At 42.1% G+C, this 16,401-nt stretch carries 14 protein-coding genes and 1 pseudogene; 4 read left to right on the forward strand and 11 right to left on the reverse strand.

The features are described 5' to 3' along the window. Positions 1-34 precede the first annotated feature (34 nt). The 3 genes from ACFWMP_RS07550 to ACFWMP_RS07560 all read right to left on the reverse strand — a co-directional run bounded on the left by ACFWMP_RS07550 (position 35) and on the right by ACFWMP_RS07560 (position 3,526). Positions 35-1,645: an ABC transporter substrate-binding protein gene (locus ACFWMP_RS07550; protein WP_042185869.1), complete on the reverse strand. Its 1,611-nt coding sequence runs from the start codon at positions 1,643-1,645 to the stop codon at positions 35-37. Positions 1,646-1,706: 61 nt separating this feature from the next. Continuing rightward, positions 1,707-2,588 (reverse strand): carbohydrate ABC transporter permease, encoded by an 882-nt coding sequence (locus ACFWMP_RS07555; RefSeq protein ID WP_379422839.1) that lies wholly within the window; start codon positions 2,586-2,588, stop codon positions 1,707-1,709. A 17-nt stretch (positions 2,589-2,605) separates the two neighbouring features. After that, positions 2,606-3,526, reverse strand: a complete 921-nt coding sequence (locus ACFWMP_RS07560; RefSeq protein ID WP_076220051.1) for an ABC transporter permease — start codon at positions 3,524-3,526, stop codon at positions 2,606-2,608. A gap of 465 nt (positions 3,527-3,991) precedes the next feature. Here ACFWMP_RS07560 and ACFWMP_RS07565 point away from each other — a divergent pair, with 465 nt between their 5' ends. Then, on the forward strand, positions 3,992-5,029 hold the full coding sequence (locus tag ACFWMP_RS07565; RefSeq protein WP_379422841.1) for a LacI family DNA-binding transcriptional regulator: 1,038 nt from the start codon (positions 3,992-3,994) through the stop codon (positions 5,027-5,029). A gap of 198 nt (positions 5,030-5,227) precedes the next feature. Here the strand turns inward: ACFWMP_RS07565 and ACFWMP_RS07570 are convergent, their stop codons facing one another. After that, complete coding sequence (locus ACFWMP_RS07570; protein ID WP_379422843.1) at positions 5,228-6,280, reverse strand: NAD(P)-dependent alcohol dehydrogenase; 1,053 nt, start codon at positions 6,278-6,280, stop codon at positions 5,228-5,230. 120 nt (positions 6,281-6,400) lie between these two features. On the opposite strand from ACFWMP_RS07570, the gene ACFWMP_RS07575 reads away from it, so the two are divergent. Then, the gene (locus ACFWMP_RS07575; protein ID WP_042185857.1) at positions 6,401-6,817 is read left to right on the forward strand and encodes a MerR family transcriptional regulator; all 417 of its coding nucleotides are present in this window, start codon (positions 6,401-6,403) and stop codon (positions 6,815-6,817) included. A 70-nt stretch (positions 6,818-6,887) separates the two neighbouring features. On the opposite strand, the gene ACFWMP_RS07580 is transcribed toward ACFWMP_RS07575, so the two are convergent. Next, positions 6,888-7,526, reverse strand: a complete 639-nt coding sequence (locus ACFWMP_RS07580; RefSeq protein WP_076284368.1) for a YczE/YyaS/YitT family protein — start codon at positions 7,524-7,526, stop codon at positions 6,888-6,890. 118 nt (positions 7,527-7,644) lie between these two features. On the opposite strand from ACFWMP_RS07580, the gene ACFWMP_RS07585 reads away from it, so the two are divergent. Then, positions 7,645-7,848, forward strand: a complete 204-nt coding sequence (locus ACFWMP_RS07585) for a hypothetical protein (RefSeq protein WP_076284369.1) — start codon at positions 7,645-7,647, stop codon at positions 7,846-7,848. Positions 7,849-8,603: 755 nt separating this feature from the next. Here the strand turns inward: ACFWMP_RS07585 and ACFWMP_RS07590 are convergent. From ACFWMP_RS07590 to ACFWMP_RS07615, 6 genes and pseudogenes are all read right to left on the reverse strand, one after another. Further along, the gene (locus ACFWMP_RS07590) at positions 8,604-9,236 is read right to left on the reverse strand and encodes a carbohydrate-binding family 9-like protein (protein WP_379422846.1); all 633 of its coding nucleotides are present in this window, start codon (positions 9,234-9,236) and stop codon (positions 8,604-8,606) included. A 143-nt stretch (positions 9,237-9,379) separates the two neighbouring features. Beyond that, a pseudogene (locus ACFWMP_RS07595) lies at positions 9,380-9,688 on the reverse strand (sugar phosphate isomerase/epimerase); the annotation flags it as partial. A gap of 6 nt (positions 9,689-9,694) precedes the next feature. Continuing rightward, a complete protein-coding gene (locus ACFWMP_RS07600) occupies positions 9,695-10,717 on the reverse strand; it encodes a Gfo/Idh/MocA family protein (RefSeq protein ID WP_379422848.1) in 1,023 nt (340 codons plus the stop codon). Positions 10,718-11,525: 808 nt separating this feature from the next. Continuing rightward, positions 11,526-12,062 (reverse strand): RNA polymerase sporulation sigma factor SigK, encoded by a 537-nt coding sequence (sigK, locus tag ACFWMP_RS07605; protein WP_379423551.1) that lies wholly within the window; start codon positions 12,060-12,062, stop codon positions 11,526-11,528. A 52-nt stretch (positions 12,063-12,114) separates the two neighbouring features. After that, positions 12,115-12,324 (reverse strand): hypothetical protein, encoded by a 210-nt coding sequence (locus ACFWMP_RS07610; protein ID WP_379422850.1) that lies wholly within the window; start codon positions 12,322-12,324, stop codon positions 12,115-12,117. Between the two features lie 27 nt (positions 12,325-12,351). After that, positions 12,352-12,603: a hypothetical protein gene (locus ACFWMP_RS07615; RefSeq protein WP_379422852.1), complete on the reverse strand. Its 252-nt coding sequence runs from the start codon at positions 12,601-12,603 to the stop codon at positions 12,352-12,354. A 214-nt stretch (positions 12,604-12,817) separates the two neighbouring features. Between ACFWMP_RS07615 and ACFWMP_RS07620 the strand changes: the two genes are divergently transcribed. After that, the gene (locus ACFWMP_RS07620) at positions 12,818-15,970 is read left to right on the forward strand and encodes an amidase family protein (protein WP_379422854.1); all 3,153 of its coding nucleotides are present in this window, start codon (positions 12,818-12,820) and stop codon (positions 15,968-15,970) included. Positions 15,971-16,401 lie beyond the last annotated feature (431 nt).

Raw genomic sequence — 16,401 nt, forward strand, 5'->3', positions numbered from 1 at the left:
AACTCGGCCTTCATCCCACAATATTAATCATTTGTTATTGGGTTGCTCTATCATATCCGCCTTGTTTAATTTCAAGCCATTCTTGCAAGCCCAGACGATCCAATTCTTTCAGATATTCATCCCACTGCGCTTCGATTTTACCGTTTTGGTACCATTCTGTGCGCATTCTAAGCACGTAGGCAAAAAGATCCGTTTCAATTGTCGTAAGGCGATCAAGCTCTTGAATGGAGTGGAATACACTCGGCATTACGTTTTCTGCTTTCATCTTTGGCGCCATGATATTCTTGATAATATCCATTCTGCTTTTGGCATCATCCGGCATGGTTGTGTATTTCCCATAATAAGAATCAAGAATAGCTAGGGGTCCACCGACACTTGTTTTCTCACGTAGTTCTACAGGAGCTGCACCCTCCAGCGGCAAATGTTTCAGCATTCCTTTTTCTTTATCAAATTCGAAAATATTCTGCTGTTTCTCATCTCCATACGTCCCCCAGTTGTTCTGTACAGATTGAATCGGATCGAAGAGTTGATCAACCCATTTGGCTGTCGTTTCCAAGTTCTTATTGGCGCTTGTGACAACCATCTTACCTCTTCCCAAACCAAGCGCGTTCGTTCTTGTTACGTTAACTTCACCATCGGGTCCAGCAAGTGGAGGCATAACTTCGTAGCTGTCATTATCTCCGGTGATGTTGGCCTTATCCCATGAGAAGTAAAGTCCGTATTTCTGATCCTTTCCTTTTGCAAGGTAAGTACTCCAGTCTTGTGTGTAGGCTTCAATATCAATGAGTCCTTCTTTATACAGCTCGTTAATAAAAGAAACTGCTTCCTTGTAGTCTTCTTGTGCCGCCGTAAATATCACTTTCCCATCATTGCTCACAACCGCATGGTCAGGGTTCTCACCCAATCCAAACGAAGCAAATAGGAATGCCAGATCTTCTGCTCCCGGCTTGTTAATAAAGGACAATGGAATTTCGTCAGCCTTACCGTTGCCATTTGGATCTTTTGTCTTGAATGCAATTAATACTTCCTTTAATTCTTCTGTTGTTTTAGGCATATCAAGGCCAAGCTTCTTAAGCCATTCCACATTGATCCAAGGCATACTATCTACCGCCTGGATTCTTTCTTTACCGCTACCCAGCTCTTCAATCCATGGAAAGGCATAAATATTGCCATCTGGTGCCGTAATCATACTCTTATATTCTGGTGCTTCTTCCAGCACCTTTTTGAAGTTTGGCATATTGTTCTCGATGAGATCATTCAGCGGGACGATGGCACCATCTTTAGCAAGCTTGAGCAGCTCATAGTCACTATAGTCCGCATTAAAAATTGCATCAGGAAGATCACCACTTGCCACAGCCAGGTTTCTTTTTTCAACAAATACGTCTTTCGTGAAATTCTTCCAATTAATATGAACATTCGTCTTTTCTTCAAGACGTTTATTAATCAGTTTTTCATTTGGATCCGTTGGTGCAAGTGGAGAGCTTTGCGTAATAAAATTCAAAGTTACTTTACCGCTGGCGTCCTGTTCTTTACTAGCTGCACTTCCCCCTCCTCCTCCACCGCATGCACTAAGGAACATAAGTGAAGCAAGTACAGTTACAGAAGCTGCTTTCGTCGAAACTCTTGATTTCTTAATTCTTTTCATAGGGTATGACCTCCAAATTAGATATGAATGAATTAATCTTTATCTATGTGCAGCCTGTTTCCTACTTAAGGGAACCGACCATAACACCTTTTTCAAAGTACTTCTGGAAGAACGGATACATAACAATGAGTGGCAAACTGGAAACAACGATGGCAGCATACTTGATGATTTCAGACAATCGTTTCATTTCCGCCATGGCGAGTTGATCGCTGATCATGCCCGGATCTACCTGATTCTGGATCAAGATGGAACGCAACACGAGCTGCAGTGGATGAAGATTAGGATTATCTAAATAGATCATAGCGTCAAAGTAGGAATTCCACTGGCCAACAAAGGCATAAAGAGCGAGCACAAAAACAATCGGTTTGGAGAGCGGTAATACGACACTGAAGAAAATCCGCATCTCGGAAGCTCCGTCTACATTAGCGGCTTCCTTCATTTCATTCGGAACTCCTTTGAAGAAAGTTCTAGAGAGAATGATGTTCCAAACATTGACCGCCCCTGGAATGATCACCGCCCATACTGTATCAAGCAGACCAAGGTTCTTAACGAGCAGATATGTAGGTATGAGTCCACCCCCAAAGAACATGGTGATAATAAACAATGTCATGAAGAACCCTTTTCCTTTGAGCCTGTCATCGGACAGTGCGTAACCGGCACAGATTGAGACGAGAACGGTAATCATAGCAAATGAAACAGAGTATAAAACAGAGTTTCCAAAACCTCGGATCATGGCAGGATTAGAAAGAATTTTTATATACCCTTCTAATGACCAGTCCGATAGGTTGAATGATAATCCTTTACTGAGCAGCACAGATGGATCCATAAAAGATGCAATCACTACATAAATCAAGGGAAGTACGATGATAAGTACGGCCAGCGTCAGGAAGATCGCATTCAACACGATGATAAAACGATCTAATCCGGAATGTTTAATGGGCATAGCTTGTTGCTCCTTTCTTAGTAAAGACCTTCACCCTCATTCAGTTTCTTCACGGTGAAGTTAACGGTGACGAGCAAGACGATGTTGATGATAGAGTTAAACAATCCTACTGCGGCTGAATAAGCATAATCGCCCGACTGCAAACCAATTTTATAAACGTAAGTCGGAATGATTTCTGAGGTTGGCAAGTTCATCGCCGTTTGCATGAGATAGGCTTTTTCGAAGCCAATGGACATAATCCCACCAGCTGCAAGGATAAATACAATAGCCATAATTGGACGAATGGTTGGCAGATCGATATGGCGTATTCTTTGTAGAAGATTAGCGCCGTCAAGATTGGCTGCATTATGTAACTCAGGATCGACATTAGCAAGCGCTGCTACATAAATAATGGATGCCCAACCGGCTCCGGTCCAAATATCAGAAAGAATGTAGATCGAACGGAAGTACTCCGGACGAGACATGAACATGATTGGTTCACCTGTAAGCCAGGTAAAAAACTGGTTAATCGGTCCCGTTGGGGACAAGAAGATAAACAACATCCCGACCACAACGACAACAGAAATAAAGTTAGGTGCATACAAGAACAACTGAATGTTCTTTTTGACGCCTGCACGGCGAATTTGATTTAACATCAACGCAAGCAGGATTGGAATTGGAAAACTCAGAATTAATCCGAAAAAACTTAATTTAAGCGTATTCATAAAGATAACTTCGAAGTTGGGGGATGACAGGAATTTCTCGAAGTTGTACAAGCCTACCCATTCACTCCCCATAATCCCTTTGATTGGGCTGAAATCTTTAAAGGCGATAATCGCACCATACATAGGACCGTATTTAAAAATAAGGGTCAGGATCACAGCTGGTGCGAGCAAAATATAAAGAAAGTAGTATTTCTTTAGATAGTCTAGTAAGGAGCTCTTATGTTTGGACACCATTGTTCTGTGTTCAGCTTCTATTAGGTTTTGCAATGCCTTTACCTCCGTTCTTATCAATGTTTATATCTTGATACAGTAAGGGCTTTCAATTGGCTTATGTCCTGCTGCTTTTACAATTTACCAAACACTTAATCGTTCGTCAATACATTTTGTAAAAATATTTATGTGCATATGACAAAATATTTTGTTCATAAATGACGCTTTAAATTTTACAAAATTACAAATACAGCCAATTTAAATAGGATTACATACTTTAAAGTCAACATATTCTCATTAAAACGAAAACAAAACTACCTTTTTCGCACACTTACCCACTGGTAAAATGTAAACTAAATTGTGCATTTGTAAATATTATATTGCTATTTTGAGTAAACTAATATACATTAAAGAGAGTTGGAATCATGACAAATAGTACACTATTTGTGGCGAAGGTTAAGAACAAGAATATAGAGGTGAATTACATAGATGGCCAGGGAAAAAGTAACCATACAAGACATCGCGGATGCTTTAGGAATCTCCAGAAATACAGCTTCCAAAGCCTTAAATGGAACGAATGGTATACCTGATGAAACCAGAAACAAGGTTATAAAGAAAGCGATAGAGTTAAAATATAAACAATTTGCTTTTATGGACACCGAGAGTGTTCAACCAAGAAACTCTGGAAATATCGCTTTATTAACAGAAAACTTACCTAACACTTCCCACTTTGGGTCGAAACTGATCAGTGGCATGGAAAAAAGAATCAGTGCAGAGGGATATAATTTATCCATGCACATTATTAGAGACATTGATCAAGAGTCCCTGTCTCTTCCAAATAATTTTGATGTCTCCAATGTAGACGGAATTATTTGTATTGAGTTGTTCAATTCGGAATATAGTAAGTTGATTACAAATCTAGGTATTCCAACTATTTTCATCGACTGCTCTGCAGATGTCTGTTACCCTGAATTCCAAGCAGATGTACTTCTCATGGAGAACGAACACAGCACATACCAACTTACCAAAAAGTTAATTGAGGGCGGTTACAAATCACTGGGGTTCATCGGGGACTATAATCACTGTAGGAGTTTTAATGAAAGATGGGTGGGCTTTAATCGCGCACTAATAGAATCCGGGATTCAGCTTGATCTCACACAATGCATTCTCGATGACGATCAACTATTTTTCTCAAGTCCAGAGTGGGCAGATACTAGACTAAGTCAAATCAATGAGCTCCCTTCTGCTTTCGTGTGTGCTAACGATTATATTGCGGTTACCTTTATGAAGTCACTCAAAAATGTGCTTTCCATTCCTAACGACATCGTCATTTGTGGTTTTGATAACGGTCCTGAATCAAGCATTGTAGAACCCCATCTTACTACGGTTCATATTTATAGTAATGAGATGGGTGTCAAAGCAGCCGAAATGCTACTTTCCCGAATTAATGATCCGAAGCAACCCTATCAGGTTTCTCATATTTATACCAAACTCATCATAAGAGACTCTACACCTAATATCAGTTGATGAATTCATAATTTTGAGATAAAAAAATAACCTATGAAAATGAAGCAAAGAACCCAAGCGATTTAAAATTCAATCGCTTGGGTTCTTTATGTTTGTTAGACTACAAGAATGACCGTCTACTCCCTTTATTGGGACGATAGCTCTTAATGGCATTAATCAAGCCGATGCACGATGTGATGTCAACAAAGAGGGCGTCTCTTATTCGTTGTTCCCCATCGTGCTGATGTCGATGACGAACCGGTAACGGACATCTGAAGCAAGCACACGCTCCCAGGCTTCATCAATCCGGTCAGCAGAAATGACCTCGATTTCAGATGAAATATTATGTTCAGCGCAGAAATCAAGCATTTCCTGCGTTTCACGAATTCCACCAATCATCGATCCGGCAAACGAGCGGCGGTGGCCGATCAGCGAGAATACGTTTACTGCCAAAGGATCAGCAGGCGCACCGACATTGACTAATGTACCATCCAGCGCCAGGAGCGAAAGATAGGCATCGATATTAATCTGCGCGCTTACAGTATTTACGATTAGATCGAACGAACCGGCAAGCTGTTTAAATGTCTCCGGATCGCTAGTGGCATAATAATGATCCGCCCCTAATTGCAATCCGTCTTCCTTCTTCTTCAGGGACTGTGATAAAACAGTAACCTCAGCCCCCATGGCATGAGCGATCTTCACAGCCATATGTCCAAGCCCACCAAGACCCACTACAGCTACTTTTTTACCGGGAGCTGCTCCCCAATGACGCAGAGGTGAATAGGTGGTGATTCCTGCACACAGAAGCGGTGCAGCAGCATCAAGCGGAATACTGTCAGGGATCCGAACCACAAAATCCTCGGTTACGACGATATGAGTGGAGTAGCCGCCTTGCGTATACTGCCCGTACCGGTCGATAGCTCCATAGGTGCCCGTATTTCCACTCAGGCAATACTGCTCCTCACCTTTATGGCAATTACTGCACTCTCCACAGGAGTCAACCATACAACCTACCCCTACCCGGTCGCCCACTGAGTACTTTGTGACTTCAGAACCAATCTGGCTGACAATTCCGGCGATCTCATGTCCCGGAACGAGTGGATAGTTGACCGGTCCCCACTCCCCGCGGGCAGTATGAATGTCCGAGTGGCAAATACCAGCGTATTTAATCTCAATAAGAACATCGTGCGGCTGCAGTTCTCGGCGTTCGATTGTGGTTAGCTTAAATGGACCTTCCTGACTGAATGTAGCGTGTGCATTAACTTTTATCATAGTGAAACCTCTCTTCTGGTTAATAATAAAATCTAAAACGTCAGCTTTACAAAACATATGTTATTACTTAAAGTTAACTCTAAGTCAAGCACAAAATATATTTGAGATGGGAGATAGATGATGAAGACATACTCCATAAGTGAAGTTGCAGAGTCCTTTAACATGACACCACATACCCTACGTTACTATGACAAGGAAGGTCTTTTCCCTTCTATAGAAAGAACCTCCGGCGGTAAACGTATATTCAAACAATCCGATATGGACGCTTTAAAGGTAATTGAATGCCTGAAGTCATCCGGGATGCCAATTAAAGAAATAAAACATTTCATTGAGTGGTGCTCTGAGGGGGATTCCACCTTACAGCAAAGATATGACATGTTTCTGGAGCGGAAAGCTTCCGTAGAAGCGCAGATGGAAGAATTAAAAAAAACGATGGAAGTCATAGAACACAAATGCTTCTACTATAAGACTGCCTTGGATAGTGGTACGGAAGATATCCATAAAAATAATAAAATAAAAAGTTCATCCGCTCATTAGGAATGGACCTTCAAATTACAGTAAAGGCGGGGCAGATTGATCTGCCCCGCCTTTCTTCAATTCATTTTTTTTAATTGGTACGCCTTTTTGCCAGAAGCTTCTCCGTAAAATTCACATCAAAAAAATGAATGATGGGTCCCAGACCAAGTGCTGACACCAAAGTTCCTAAGCCTACAATGCCTCCTGCCAGGAAACAAATCAGAGCACAAAGAGCATCCGTAAACATCCGGTGCCAAAAATAAGATATTTTAGGGAAGTTCTCTCTCATAATCAGGGACAAGCTGTCGTAGGGAGCTACTCCCACCTTCGATGTCTGATACAGGGAGACCCCAAAACTGCATACCACCACGCCAATTGCTACGATAACCACTCGCTGCCATAACAAATGAGGTTCGCCGAACAGAGATAGCCAATTATTATGAAAGAAAGTAGCAATATATCCTAAAAGAATTGCGTTTACGAAAGTCCCGACTCCAATAAACTTTCGTCCTGTTATGAATTCGATTACAAACAATAGCAGGTTCAGTAAGATCAAAAAATTCGCATATGTTATACCGACGCTCTCTGCAAGTGCCATTGCCATACCGCTGAAGGGATCATTCCCCATGCCGGACAGCTTGAAAATACTAATTCCCATGCCCAGAAATACATTGCCGATAATCATAATAAGCAATCGTTTTTTATCGACGTTATGAATATATCCCCTCATATTGTCCATCCTATTTTCATATTAAAAATGCAACTTACAATAACGACGTCATTATATCATATTTTCTTGATTGGGATTGGAAAGAAATACAAAGACTACACAGAAAGGAGACGATTAAATGAAGGACGACAAGAAAGCTCCGCTTGATGGACGCGGCCCGGGTGTTGATCCTATAACCGAACCCGATTCAAGCCTGGCTGGCGATATGGGAGCAACAGGTAAGCTGGAAGAAATCGTGGGTGCTTTGCAGGGCGACGAACCAGAGATCACAGCTCCCGGCATTTCTCCTGATAAACAAAAAAATACAGAAACAACGGACTGAACATTGTTTGAAGGGAATATTCTAGGAAAGAGACTGTCCGATATTATTACAGCTAATGAGGTATCCCGTTTTTTAATATTCCAGGATCCGGGATACTTTGTTATCTAATCACCTTCCTAAAAAAACAAAACAACTTATCCGCAGACAAGTCGCCTTTTAATACTTTAATGTCAACAGATCTACTTTATGACTTTAAGCTCAACGCTTTCAACATTATCAAGTCCAACTCTTCCTGTGACAACAGCACAAACACCATGACTGACCAACTTCTTTTGAGACAATATCATCATTGTCAAATTTGTAAAAACCTAATGACTCTAAATGCTTATACTACTTGTTCACATATGATTTGTTCAACCTGCAAACTTGAATTTTTAAAAAACAGGCAATATTTTTTCCAAATACCAAGTGAAGTCGGTAATATCAATATCACTTTCAACTACAATTTTATTCCTATATATTGATAAACTGAAAACCATCTCATTCGTATTAAATATAAGCAAATCGCATCCGGCTTTAGAATCTCTTCGTAACAATTGAATTCCAATAGTTTCACATAACCAATTGAAATCATCATCATTACCTATCGGTAGAAATGTAACAATCCCCTTACTATCGACGTAATCCCAACCTTCATTTACAAAGTGCTAAATTAAATTGGGTACTGATAAAATTGCACAACTACGCTCGCTAAAAAAACCTCCAACCCCGTATATGCGGCTTAGGAAGTTATTCATTGACGCTGCATTTCGCAGTTACTCTAAGTACAGAATTCCAAAATCACAGCTTCTATGAAATTCTGGTTTGTTCGAATGAACTTTGCTCCATGTTCCAAAGTGCGGATAGGTCGTATCGTCGCCACACTTGTAAAAGTTTCCTCTTATCCTTTTTCCCGGTACTGCCCGAAAATCCGAAAAATAAGATTGTACCCAAGCCCATGAGATCGAAAAGCTTAATTCCCAATACACTTCTCCTTTATCATTGATTTGATCTGTGGTGCATACGACGTGGAAAAGTACCGGATTGATAGTGATTGGAAATCGATCATACCGATCCGCTCCTATCTGCAAGAGAATTGCGCCATTCGCATTAAATTCGAAATTCATATAGCGCTGGTCCGAATCCGGAGTAGACTGAAAAAAGAACTCGACGCAGCTATCCTTATACACAGGATCATTCATATTTCTATATGTTCGTATTGGATTCTTTTCGTAAACCTTAAACTGAAGCTTCAGATCCTCCTGACTGTAATTTAATCTTGCTGTAACGACCGGGTTATACCCTTTAAGCCATTGATACTGCTTGATGATCTGGATTTCTTCTGTATTTGAAACATCTTTCTGATTTGTCAGGCGGGAAATTACTAAGGTTTCCAATTTTCTTTCCATGGTTCATTCCCTTCTGTTCGAAATCCCACTGGGATTAACACAGCAAAACAACCCCATTAATTAACTTAATTATTTAGACCCGCGATTACCCGGTTTTCCAATACGCAGTCTCGATCCCTGAGATTTCGCACGGCCGTCTGCCGTTACCTGTATTGGCGGATGAAGGAGACCGCCCGCTCTATTTCCCTCTCGGGCGCATCCCCCCGTATCCGCTCTCCTGCAAGGCGGCCCTTCCTCTCGCCCAACGGAACCTCCTGGAATATGGCTCCGGAGCTTACAAGCTCTGCAATCCGTTGATGATCCAGCGGCTGGTACCCGACGGCACCGTATACATCCCTCGGTTCGAGCTGCTGATGTCGGATGCCGTCCTTCACATGGGTGTGGACGATATAGTCCTTCAGCAGGTGTACACCATGCACCGGACCATCCCCTGTTACCATCACCATGTTGGCCCACCCTTATTTCGCGCAAGGTAACGTAATTCCTTCATGAATCGCCCGGTCGGCCAGGAGAGCGATCTCCATCGCCCGGCAAGCATCCTCCATTGCCGGTATAGCGGGCAAGTTGTTCTCCAGCATGGACAGGAAATAGTCCAGTTGGGCACCCGTAGGCTTCACGGAGAAGTCCATATTGATCTGCCGGAACGTTCCTTTCCGGTGGTCTTCGACCTCGACCAGATTTCCCAAATGCTGATCCTCTCGCGGTCGATCGTTCTTGTAGATGATACGGATCCGGCCTGCGGGTCCGATGAATTCCTTCCGGTTATCAGTCGGAATCCCCTTGCCCCATCCCGTCTCAAAGTAGCCGATGGAGCCGTCCGACAGACGGAGGGTCATTAGTCCGTAATTGTAAGTGTACGGCGGGACTTCTTCATAGAGACGCTGCCCGATCCCGTTGACGCTTACCACGTCCGCCCCTGTAGCCCAACGCATCACATCGATATAATGAACGCCGCAATCCACGATCGGCGAGACGTCCCGGAGCAGGGACAATTGGGAAGCCCAGTTTTTGGAGGGCTTCAATTGGGATAACCGGATGACCAAGGGGAAGCCGATAGCGCCCTCCCGGATCATCTTCATAACCGCCTGGTACGTGGTGTTATGGCGAAGGATGTGACCGACCAGGACCTTGGTTTTGGCTCCACGGGCAAGCTTCATGAATTCCTGCGTTTCCCGTGCATTACCCGCCATCGGCTTCTCGCATAGGATATGCTTCCCTGCAGCGAGACAATCTTTTGCGATCTCCAGATGGGAGGACGGGTACGTGGCGATAATGACCAGATCCACATCGTCACGCTCGATCAAGACCCGGTAATCCGTGCTCCAACACTCGGCTCCGTATTGGCTTGCCACTAAGGAGGCCCTGTCCCGGTTCCAATCCGCCACGCCGATCAACCGGACCCGCTCCTGTCGTGATATCGCGTCCAAGTGGAGAGAGCCCATATAACCACAGCCTATCACGACCGCCCCGTACTTTTTCATGATGCATCCATCCTATCCTTCTCACTCGCGGAGGTTATTTTATGTTAATCCAAGCTCCTTGTTGGGAGAAACCGAAGTCTCCCTACTGCGTCTAGTCTTCTTGGGCATTGATGACTTACCATTCTTCATGCATATCCTTCTCTTACATTTGTATTATACCGGATTACTACAGAATAACTTTTATCTAGTTATGATGCCTTGTTACCTTTATTATATAAGAATGATGGATAGTTTTATTTAGCTAAGAAAGTTACTTTTTGCACGATTCCGTTATTCCGTCTAATACTATGTATGGGAACTGTCCCGCTATGCCCCCCTCTCAAACGCCGGTCCGCAAGCGAGTCCCCTTCCAGGAGTGGACTCCCTCCATCCATTACGCGCAGTTCCAGAGGGTCGCACCTCGCTTGTTCCCGAGAAGGAGGCTGTACGATTTCGAGCTGCTCTATGTATGCCATTGCGATGAAGGAGCGAACCTACACGGTGTTACCTGGGCAGCTTATCGTTCTGCTTTCCGGCGACTACCACCGGAAGGCAAAGGAGGCTGATCCGACCACCAAACTGATCGGGATCACGGTGAATTGCAGTAGGTAGAAGCGCAGAACTTAAAATCTTGCGGTACGTGAGTACCGTACGGGTTCGCCCCCCCCCGCCCTCAGCAGTTACAAAGTTAATTTTCTGAATATGCTTTTTTTATTTTCAATTAGCCCAACTACTTAAATTAACAAAAAAGCAACTCCCTTGTTGGTAAGTCGCTTTTAAAACACTCTATAGTGAATCTTTATTAATTTTCAAAATTATCCTCTAAATTCTACCGCTTCGCCTTATAAAACTCATGATACAACTTCATGAGCGCCCTCTTCTCTATCCGCGAAACATAACTCCGCGAGATCCCCAACTCCTTGGCAATCTCCCGCTGCGTCCTCTCTTCTCCACCTGTATCCAGCCCAAACCGACCCACGACAACTTCTTTTTCACGATCATCCAGAATATCAAGGTTTCGATAAATCTTGCTCTTCTCAATCTTCAGATCGACCTCTTTAATGACATCATCAGCCTCGGAGCCAAGGATATCGATCAATGTGATCTCATTCCCTTCCTTGTCCGCCCCAATCGGATCGTGCAGAGATACATCTTTACGAGTCTTCTTCAAAGATCTTAGATGCATCAAAATTTCATTTTCAATACAACGGGCAGCAAAAGTGGCCAGTTTTGTGCCTTTGTTCGGGCGATAGCTCTCGATGGCTTTAATCAGGCCGATGGTGCCGATGGAGATCAGATCCTCCACGTCTTCTCCAGTATTTTTGATTTTTTTGAGGTTATGGACACGATGTGATGTCAAAAAAATAAACCAATTACAGCTTTACTATTATCAATAACAATTAATTGATCAATCAACTCTAAGTGAGATTATTCATACTTGTTAAATTGCGTCTAGCAATATCCTCGGTTTCAATATGATAGCCACCGTTTTTCACACGTAGAGCAATACATTCAATATTTAGCCGAACATCAGCTAGTCCCACATAAAACACAATAATTTCAAAGCCTTGTTCCTTTGCATCCCTCATCTGCCTTATAACGTTACCACCCGCTAAAGTGGTTTCCACAATGAAATCCCACTTATTCCAGATATACTACCTGGATATTCTTATGGCTTCTTTCCCAGCAGATACTTTACTCTTTTCAGGATGTCCATTATTGATCTTGCGGGCTAGTGCATCTGGAATCATCAGTGATTCTGCTTTATACCATTCTCCCATATAGGAATCTTCCACTTTCATGAAATGAAAAACATAATATTCTCCGTTAATTATTAGCTGTTCCTCTTCTTTTTGATTTCGTGAAATTAAAGGTTTTTGATGATGCAGGCGGATGATGATACTCAATATCCTATGGCCCCTAAAACCTATCATATAACGTTATCTATTTAACATAATATTTAACATATACATTACACAAAATAATCAAAAAAGCCTTTTTTTCCTTTTTTGAAACTCAAAATATATTAAATTGATAATATTTATTGACTGTAACAAATACTAGTGTTATATTTCCTAACATTAAATAATAAAATACATAAAGGAAAAGGAGATTACGCACATGAATAAGTTCAAACGTCTACGTGAAACTAAAAGAGATCATTCTGGTTCCACCCGATCTGAATATTCACCAGCAAAAAAAAATTGGAGTAAAAAGCAATTTATAGCTACTTCAATTGTGTTATCTGTTATTGCTACGAGTGTAATTCCGTTCCAAACAGCTGACGCTTTAACTAGAGTTACTTCAGAAAGTGGCACAGTATGGGAGATTCACGATGTTTTTGCTCCTAGCTTAGACACAGGAAGTTTACGTACAGTTGGCGCTACACAAGTACAAGGTTTCGGCAATATCTTTGTTAAAGTGTCCTCGCCTTCAGCTCCACTGATGAATGGTCAAATGATGCGTGGGTTTGACTTGAAATACGATGGCGTTAATAAGTTTACTTCGGCTCAATCTGTAAATCTAGGAAATGTAACTGTAACACGTGAGGTGTATGTGGATACTATTCATAATCGAACGAGATTCTTTGATACATTCACTAATAAAAATGATGTCGCTATAAAAGTTGATGTATCATTCGGTGGCTCTTTAGGATATGGTACAACAACAAATGCTTCAGTAGTTAAGGCAACCTACTCAGGCGATCTAAAGGTAACTACAGATGATTCATGGATTGTTGTAGATAGCAGTGCCAGAAACAATAAGCCGCTAGGCGTTGCAGTGGGATCTCCAAAACCGTTTGATAATGGATTAACAGGTCTAGGGAATCAGCAACAGGATCCATTCACAGTACCCTTAGCTGAGTATGAAAATGAAGCGAATTTCTATGGGTTCATTAATTCACTAAATATTGGACCGGGCGAATCGAAGTCCCTAGTAAATTATGTACAAGTTGGAGAAGCTGGTGAAGAAGGGTTGAAAAATCTGGTTGCTATGCTAGATGGACTTAATAGTCTGCTGGATGTAACAGGATTAACAAACGCACAAATTCGTTCAATTAGCAACTGGGATACATCTGCTATAGAGGGACTTGATACTGGAGATCATCTGGATATTCCAAATGCTCCTGCGGCCAAAGAATTAATAACTTCATCGCCGTATGATGTTAAGAATAAATCAATTGCAGAAATGCAGAAGGATATGATTAATGGTAAAACTACTTCTGTACAAATTACTCAAGCCTATTTAGATAGAATTAAGGTATACGATGAGGGACAATTGGGATTCCATGCATTCCTGCATGTATCTGAAACTGCGCTTAACCAAGCAAAAGCTGCTGACGATGCCCGTGCACAAGGTGTAAAAGGTGATTTATTGGGTATTCCAATTGCGATAAAAGATATTTATGATACAAAGGACATGCCTACTACCGGTGGCAGTAAAGCTCTTGAAGGCTGGCAGCCTGATTCTGATGCATTCCAAGTGAAAAAACTGCGGGAAGCTGGAGCTATAATTATTGGTAAAGTAAACACTTCTGAGTTTGCTAACAGCGGAAGCTTTAGTGAAAGCGGCTGGCAGCAAACATGGAATGCACTATATCCATCGAAAACATCTTTTGGCTCAAGCGGCGGGTCTGCAGTATCTGTTGCAGCTGATTTTGCAGCAGCAGCAATGGGATCGCAAACAGGGGTATCTCTCTATGCACCAACTACAGGCGCTAGCTTAAAAAGCTTCCGGGGTACAGACGGTATGGCAAGTACTACAGGTGTACTGCCACTCACTTGGGGACAAGATTATGCAGGTCCCATTGCTAAAACAGTAACTGACCTAGCTATTATATTGAATGCTACAACGGGTACGGACCCACAGGATATTTTCACGGTCACTGCTGATGCAGATCATAAGCGTCCAGTGGATTGGAAGGAATCTCTGGATGTTAATGCATTGAAAGGAAAGAAAATTGGATACATTCCTGCATCCTTTGTATCTGCATATGCTGATGATGATACTGGACAGGCAGTGATGGATAAGTTCTCAGAGCTTCAAGCAGCGGGTGCGACAATGGTTGAAATGTCAGCTGTACCATCAGGCCCTAGTCGTCCTTCAGGTATTAATGGATCTACTGAAGGTTGGGCACGTTATATTGAGCTTCATAAGGACTTCCCTTATATTGATGGAGCAAGTGTACTAGCTTCAGATAAGGTGCTTATCTATAATCAAAGAGGATATAGTACTCCAACTCGTATGACTGAACAAGCTGTACAAGATTACATTATGTATAGAACCGACTATAAGGAAGTTATTAAAAACTGGATGGACGCGAATGGCGTTGATGCTGTTGTTTATGCAGGTTTTATTAGTGACGTATATAACAATGACGCATCAGCTTCTCAATTAAGTTCTGACCGTAACACGGGCGTATTAACCTCTAATGTGGGTCTCCCTACGGTAGTTGTTCCTGTAGGAACGAATGACAGCGGATATTCTATTTCTATGCAACTGGTTGGTAGAGCATGGGACGATGCAAAAATTTTAGGCATGGGCTACGCTCTTGAGCAACAAAGTCAAGCTAGACTACTTACAACATTTGCTCCAGCACTTCAATATGTTTCAAACTCTACTAATCCTAATCCAAACACAGATAATGGACCAACCAATCCAAATACTGGAGGAGGTACACCTCCAGCAGTAACAACGCCTATAGAAACAACGGCACCTGCAGAAACAATAACACCAGCAGATAAGCCGAAAGTTGTTAGTTTTGTAGATACAATGAATCATTGGGCAAAAGCAAGCATTGACGCACTAATTGCTAAGGGATTATTGACCGGTTATTCCGATGGAACATTCCGTCCAAATTCAGGTTTGACTCGTGCCGAAGCAATTAAAGTAATTGCAACTTACATGGGACTTGAAGGACAAGAAAGTAACTTTATAGATGTATCTCCAACTCATTGGGCGAATAAGTTTATTGGTGCAGCTGCTGGATCAGGCTTGATGAACGGATATAGTGACGGAAGATTCCGTCCAGATGAGAAGATTAGTCGTGGTGAATTAGCGACACTAATCACTCGAGCTTTTAAGCTAACAGGTACTGGAAACACATCATTCAAAGATGTTACAAGAAATGCATGGTATTATGATTCCATTGATGCACTCGCATCCAATAATATTATTACAGGTTACGCAGACAGTACATTTAAGCCTGAAAAAGATATTACTAGAGCAGAGTTTGCAGCAATTGTTTCCAGATTACTAGGAACTATTAATTAAAAGAAATTCAATTAAAAATGACAGAGTACTCGAGTAACCACGTTTACAGAAAGGGCCATCCCGAAAGGGATGGCCTTATAACTTGCCGTTACAGATAGTGCGATGAACCGTACCACAAGTAGAACGAAAAGACTTTTTTTCGGATTATGGAAAGACGGTCTCGTTTATAGCAGAAGTTCCCTCTGTAAGTCGTTTGTTCCTAGCGGGACTATCACTTTTTATGGCGGAAAAGTAGAGTTAGGGACTGTATACCAGGGGACTAGCGGTCTATGAGGCGTCAGATCTTACGGTTGGTAATCACACTATTACTGCAAGCTACAGCGGCGATAATCACTATAAAGATTCTACAAATAGTTGGCTACAAAACGTGAATAAAATATGGTCTCAAATCAGTATGAATATCTTACAATCTACTATGGTGGGGGCTCGGT

This window comes from Paenibacillus sp. NPDC058367 (assembly GCF_042723305.1).
GTDB lineage: Bacteria > Bacillota > Bacilli > Paenibacillales > Paenibacillaceae > Paenibacillus_AQ.

Bases quoted from the DNA above. Each gene is read 5' to 3' on its own strand.
- ACFWMP_RS07550 (WP_042185869.1), bottom strand. From the start codon at position 1,645: ATGAAAAGAATTAAGAAATCAAGAGTTTCGACGAAAGCAGCTTCTGTA.
- ACFWMP_RS07555 (WP_379422839.1), bottom strand. From the start codon at position 2,588: ATGCCCATTAAACATTCCGGATTAGATCGTTTTATCATCGTGTTGAAT.
- ACFWMP_RS07560 (WP_076220051.1), bottom strand. From the start codon at position 3,526: ATGGTGTCCAAACATAAGAGCTCCTTACTAGACTATCTAAAGAAATAC.
- ACFWMP_RS07565 (WP_379422841.1), top strand. From the start codon at position 3,992: ATGGCCAGGGAAAAAGTAACCATACAAGACATCGCGGATGCTTTAGGA.
- ACFWMP_RS07570 (WP_379422843.1), bottom strand. From the start codon at position 6,280: ATGATAAAAGTTAATGCACACGCTACATTCAGTCAGGAAGGTCCATTT.
- ACFWMP_RS07575 (WP_042185857.1), top strand. From the start codon at position 6,401: ATGAAGACATACTCCATAAGTGAAGTTGCAGAGTCCTTTAACATGACA.
- ACFWMP_RS07580 (WP_076284368.1), bottom strand. From the start codon at position 7,526: ATGAGGGGATATATTCATAACGTCGATAAAAAACGATTGCTTATTATG.
- ACFWMP_RS07585 (WP_076284369.1), top strand. From the start codon at position 7,645: ATGAAGGACGACAAGAAAGCTCCGCTTGATGGACGCGGCCCGGGTGTT.
- ACFWMP_RS07590 (WP_379422846.1), bottom strand. From the start codon at position 9,236: ATGGAAAGAAAATTGGAAACCTTAGTAATTTCCCGCCTGACAAATCAG.
- ACFWMP_RS07600 (WP_379422848.1), bottom strand. From the start codon at position 10,717: ATGAAAAAGTACGGGGCGGTCGTGATAGGCTGTGGTTATATGGGCTCT.
- ACFWMP_RS07620 (WP_379422854.1), top strand. From the start codon at position 12,818: ATGAATAAGTTCAAACGTCTACGTGAAACTAAAAGAGATCATTCTGGT.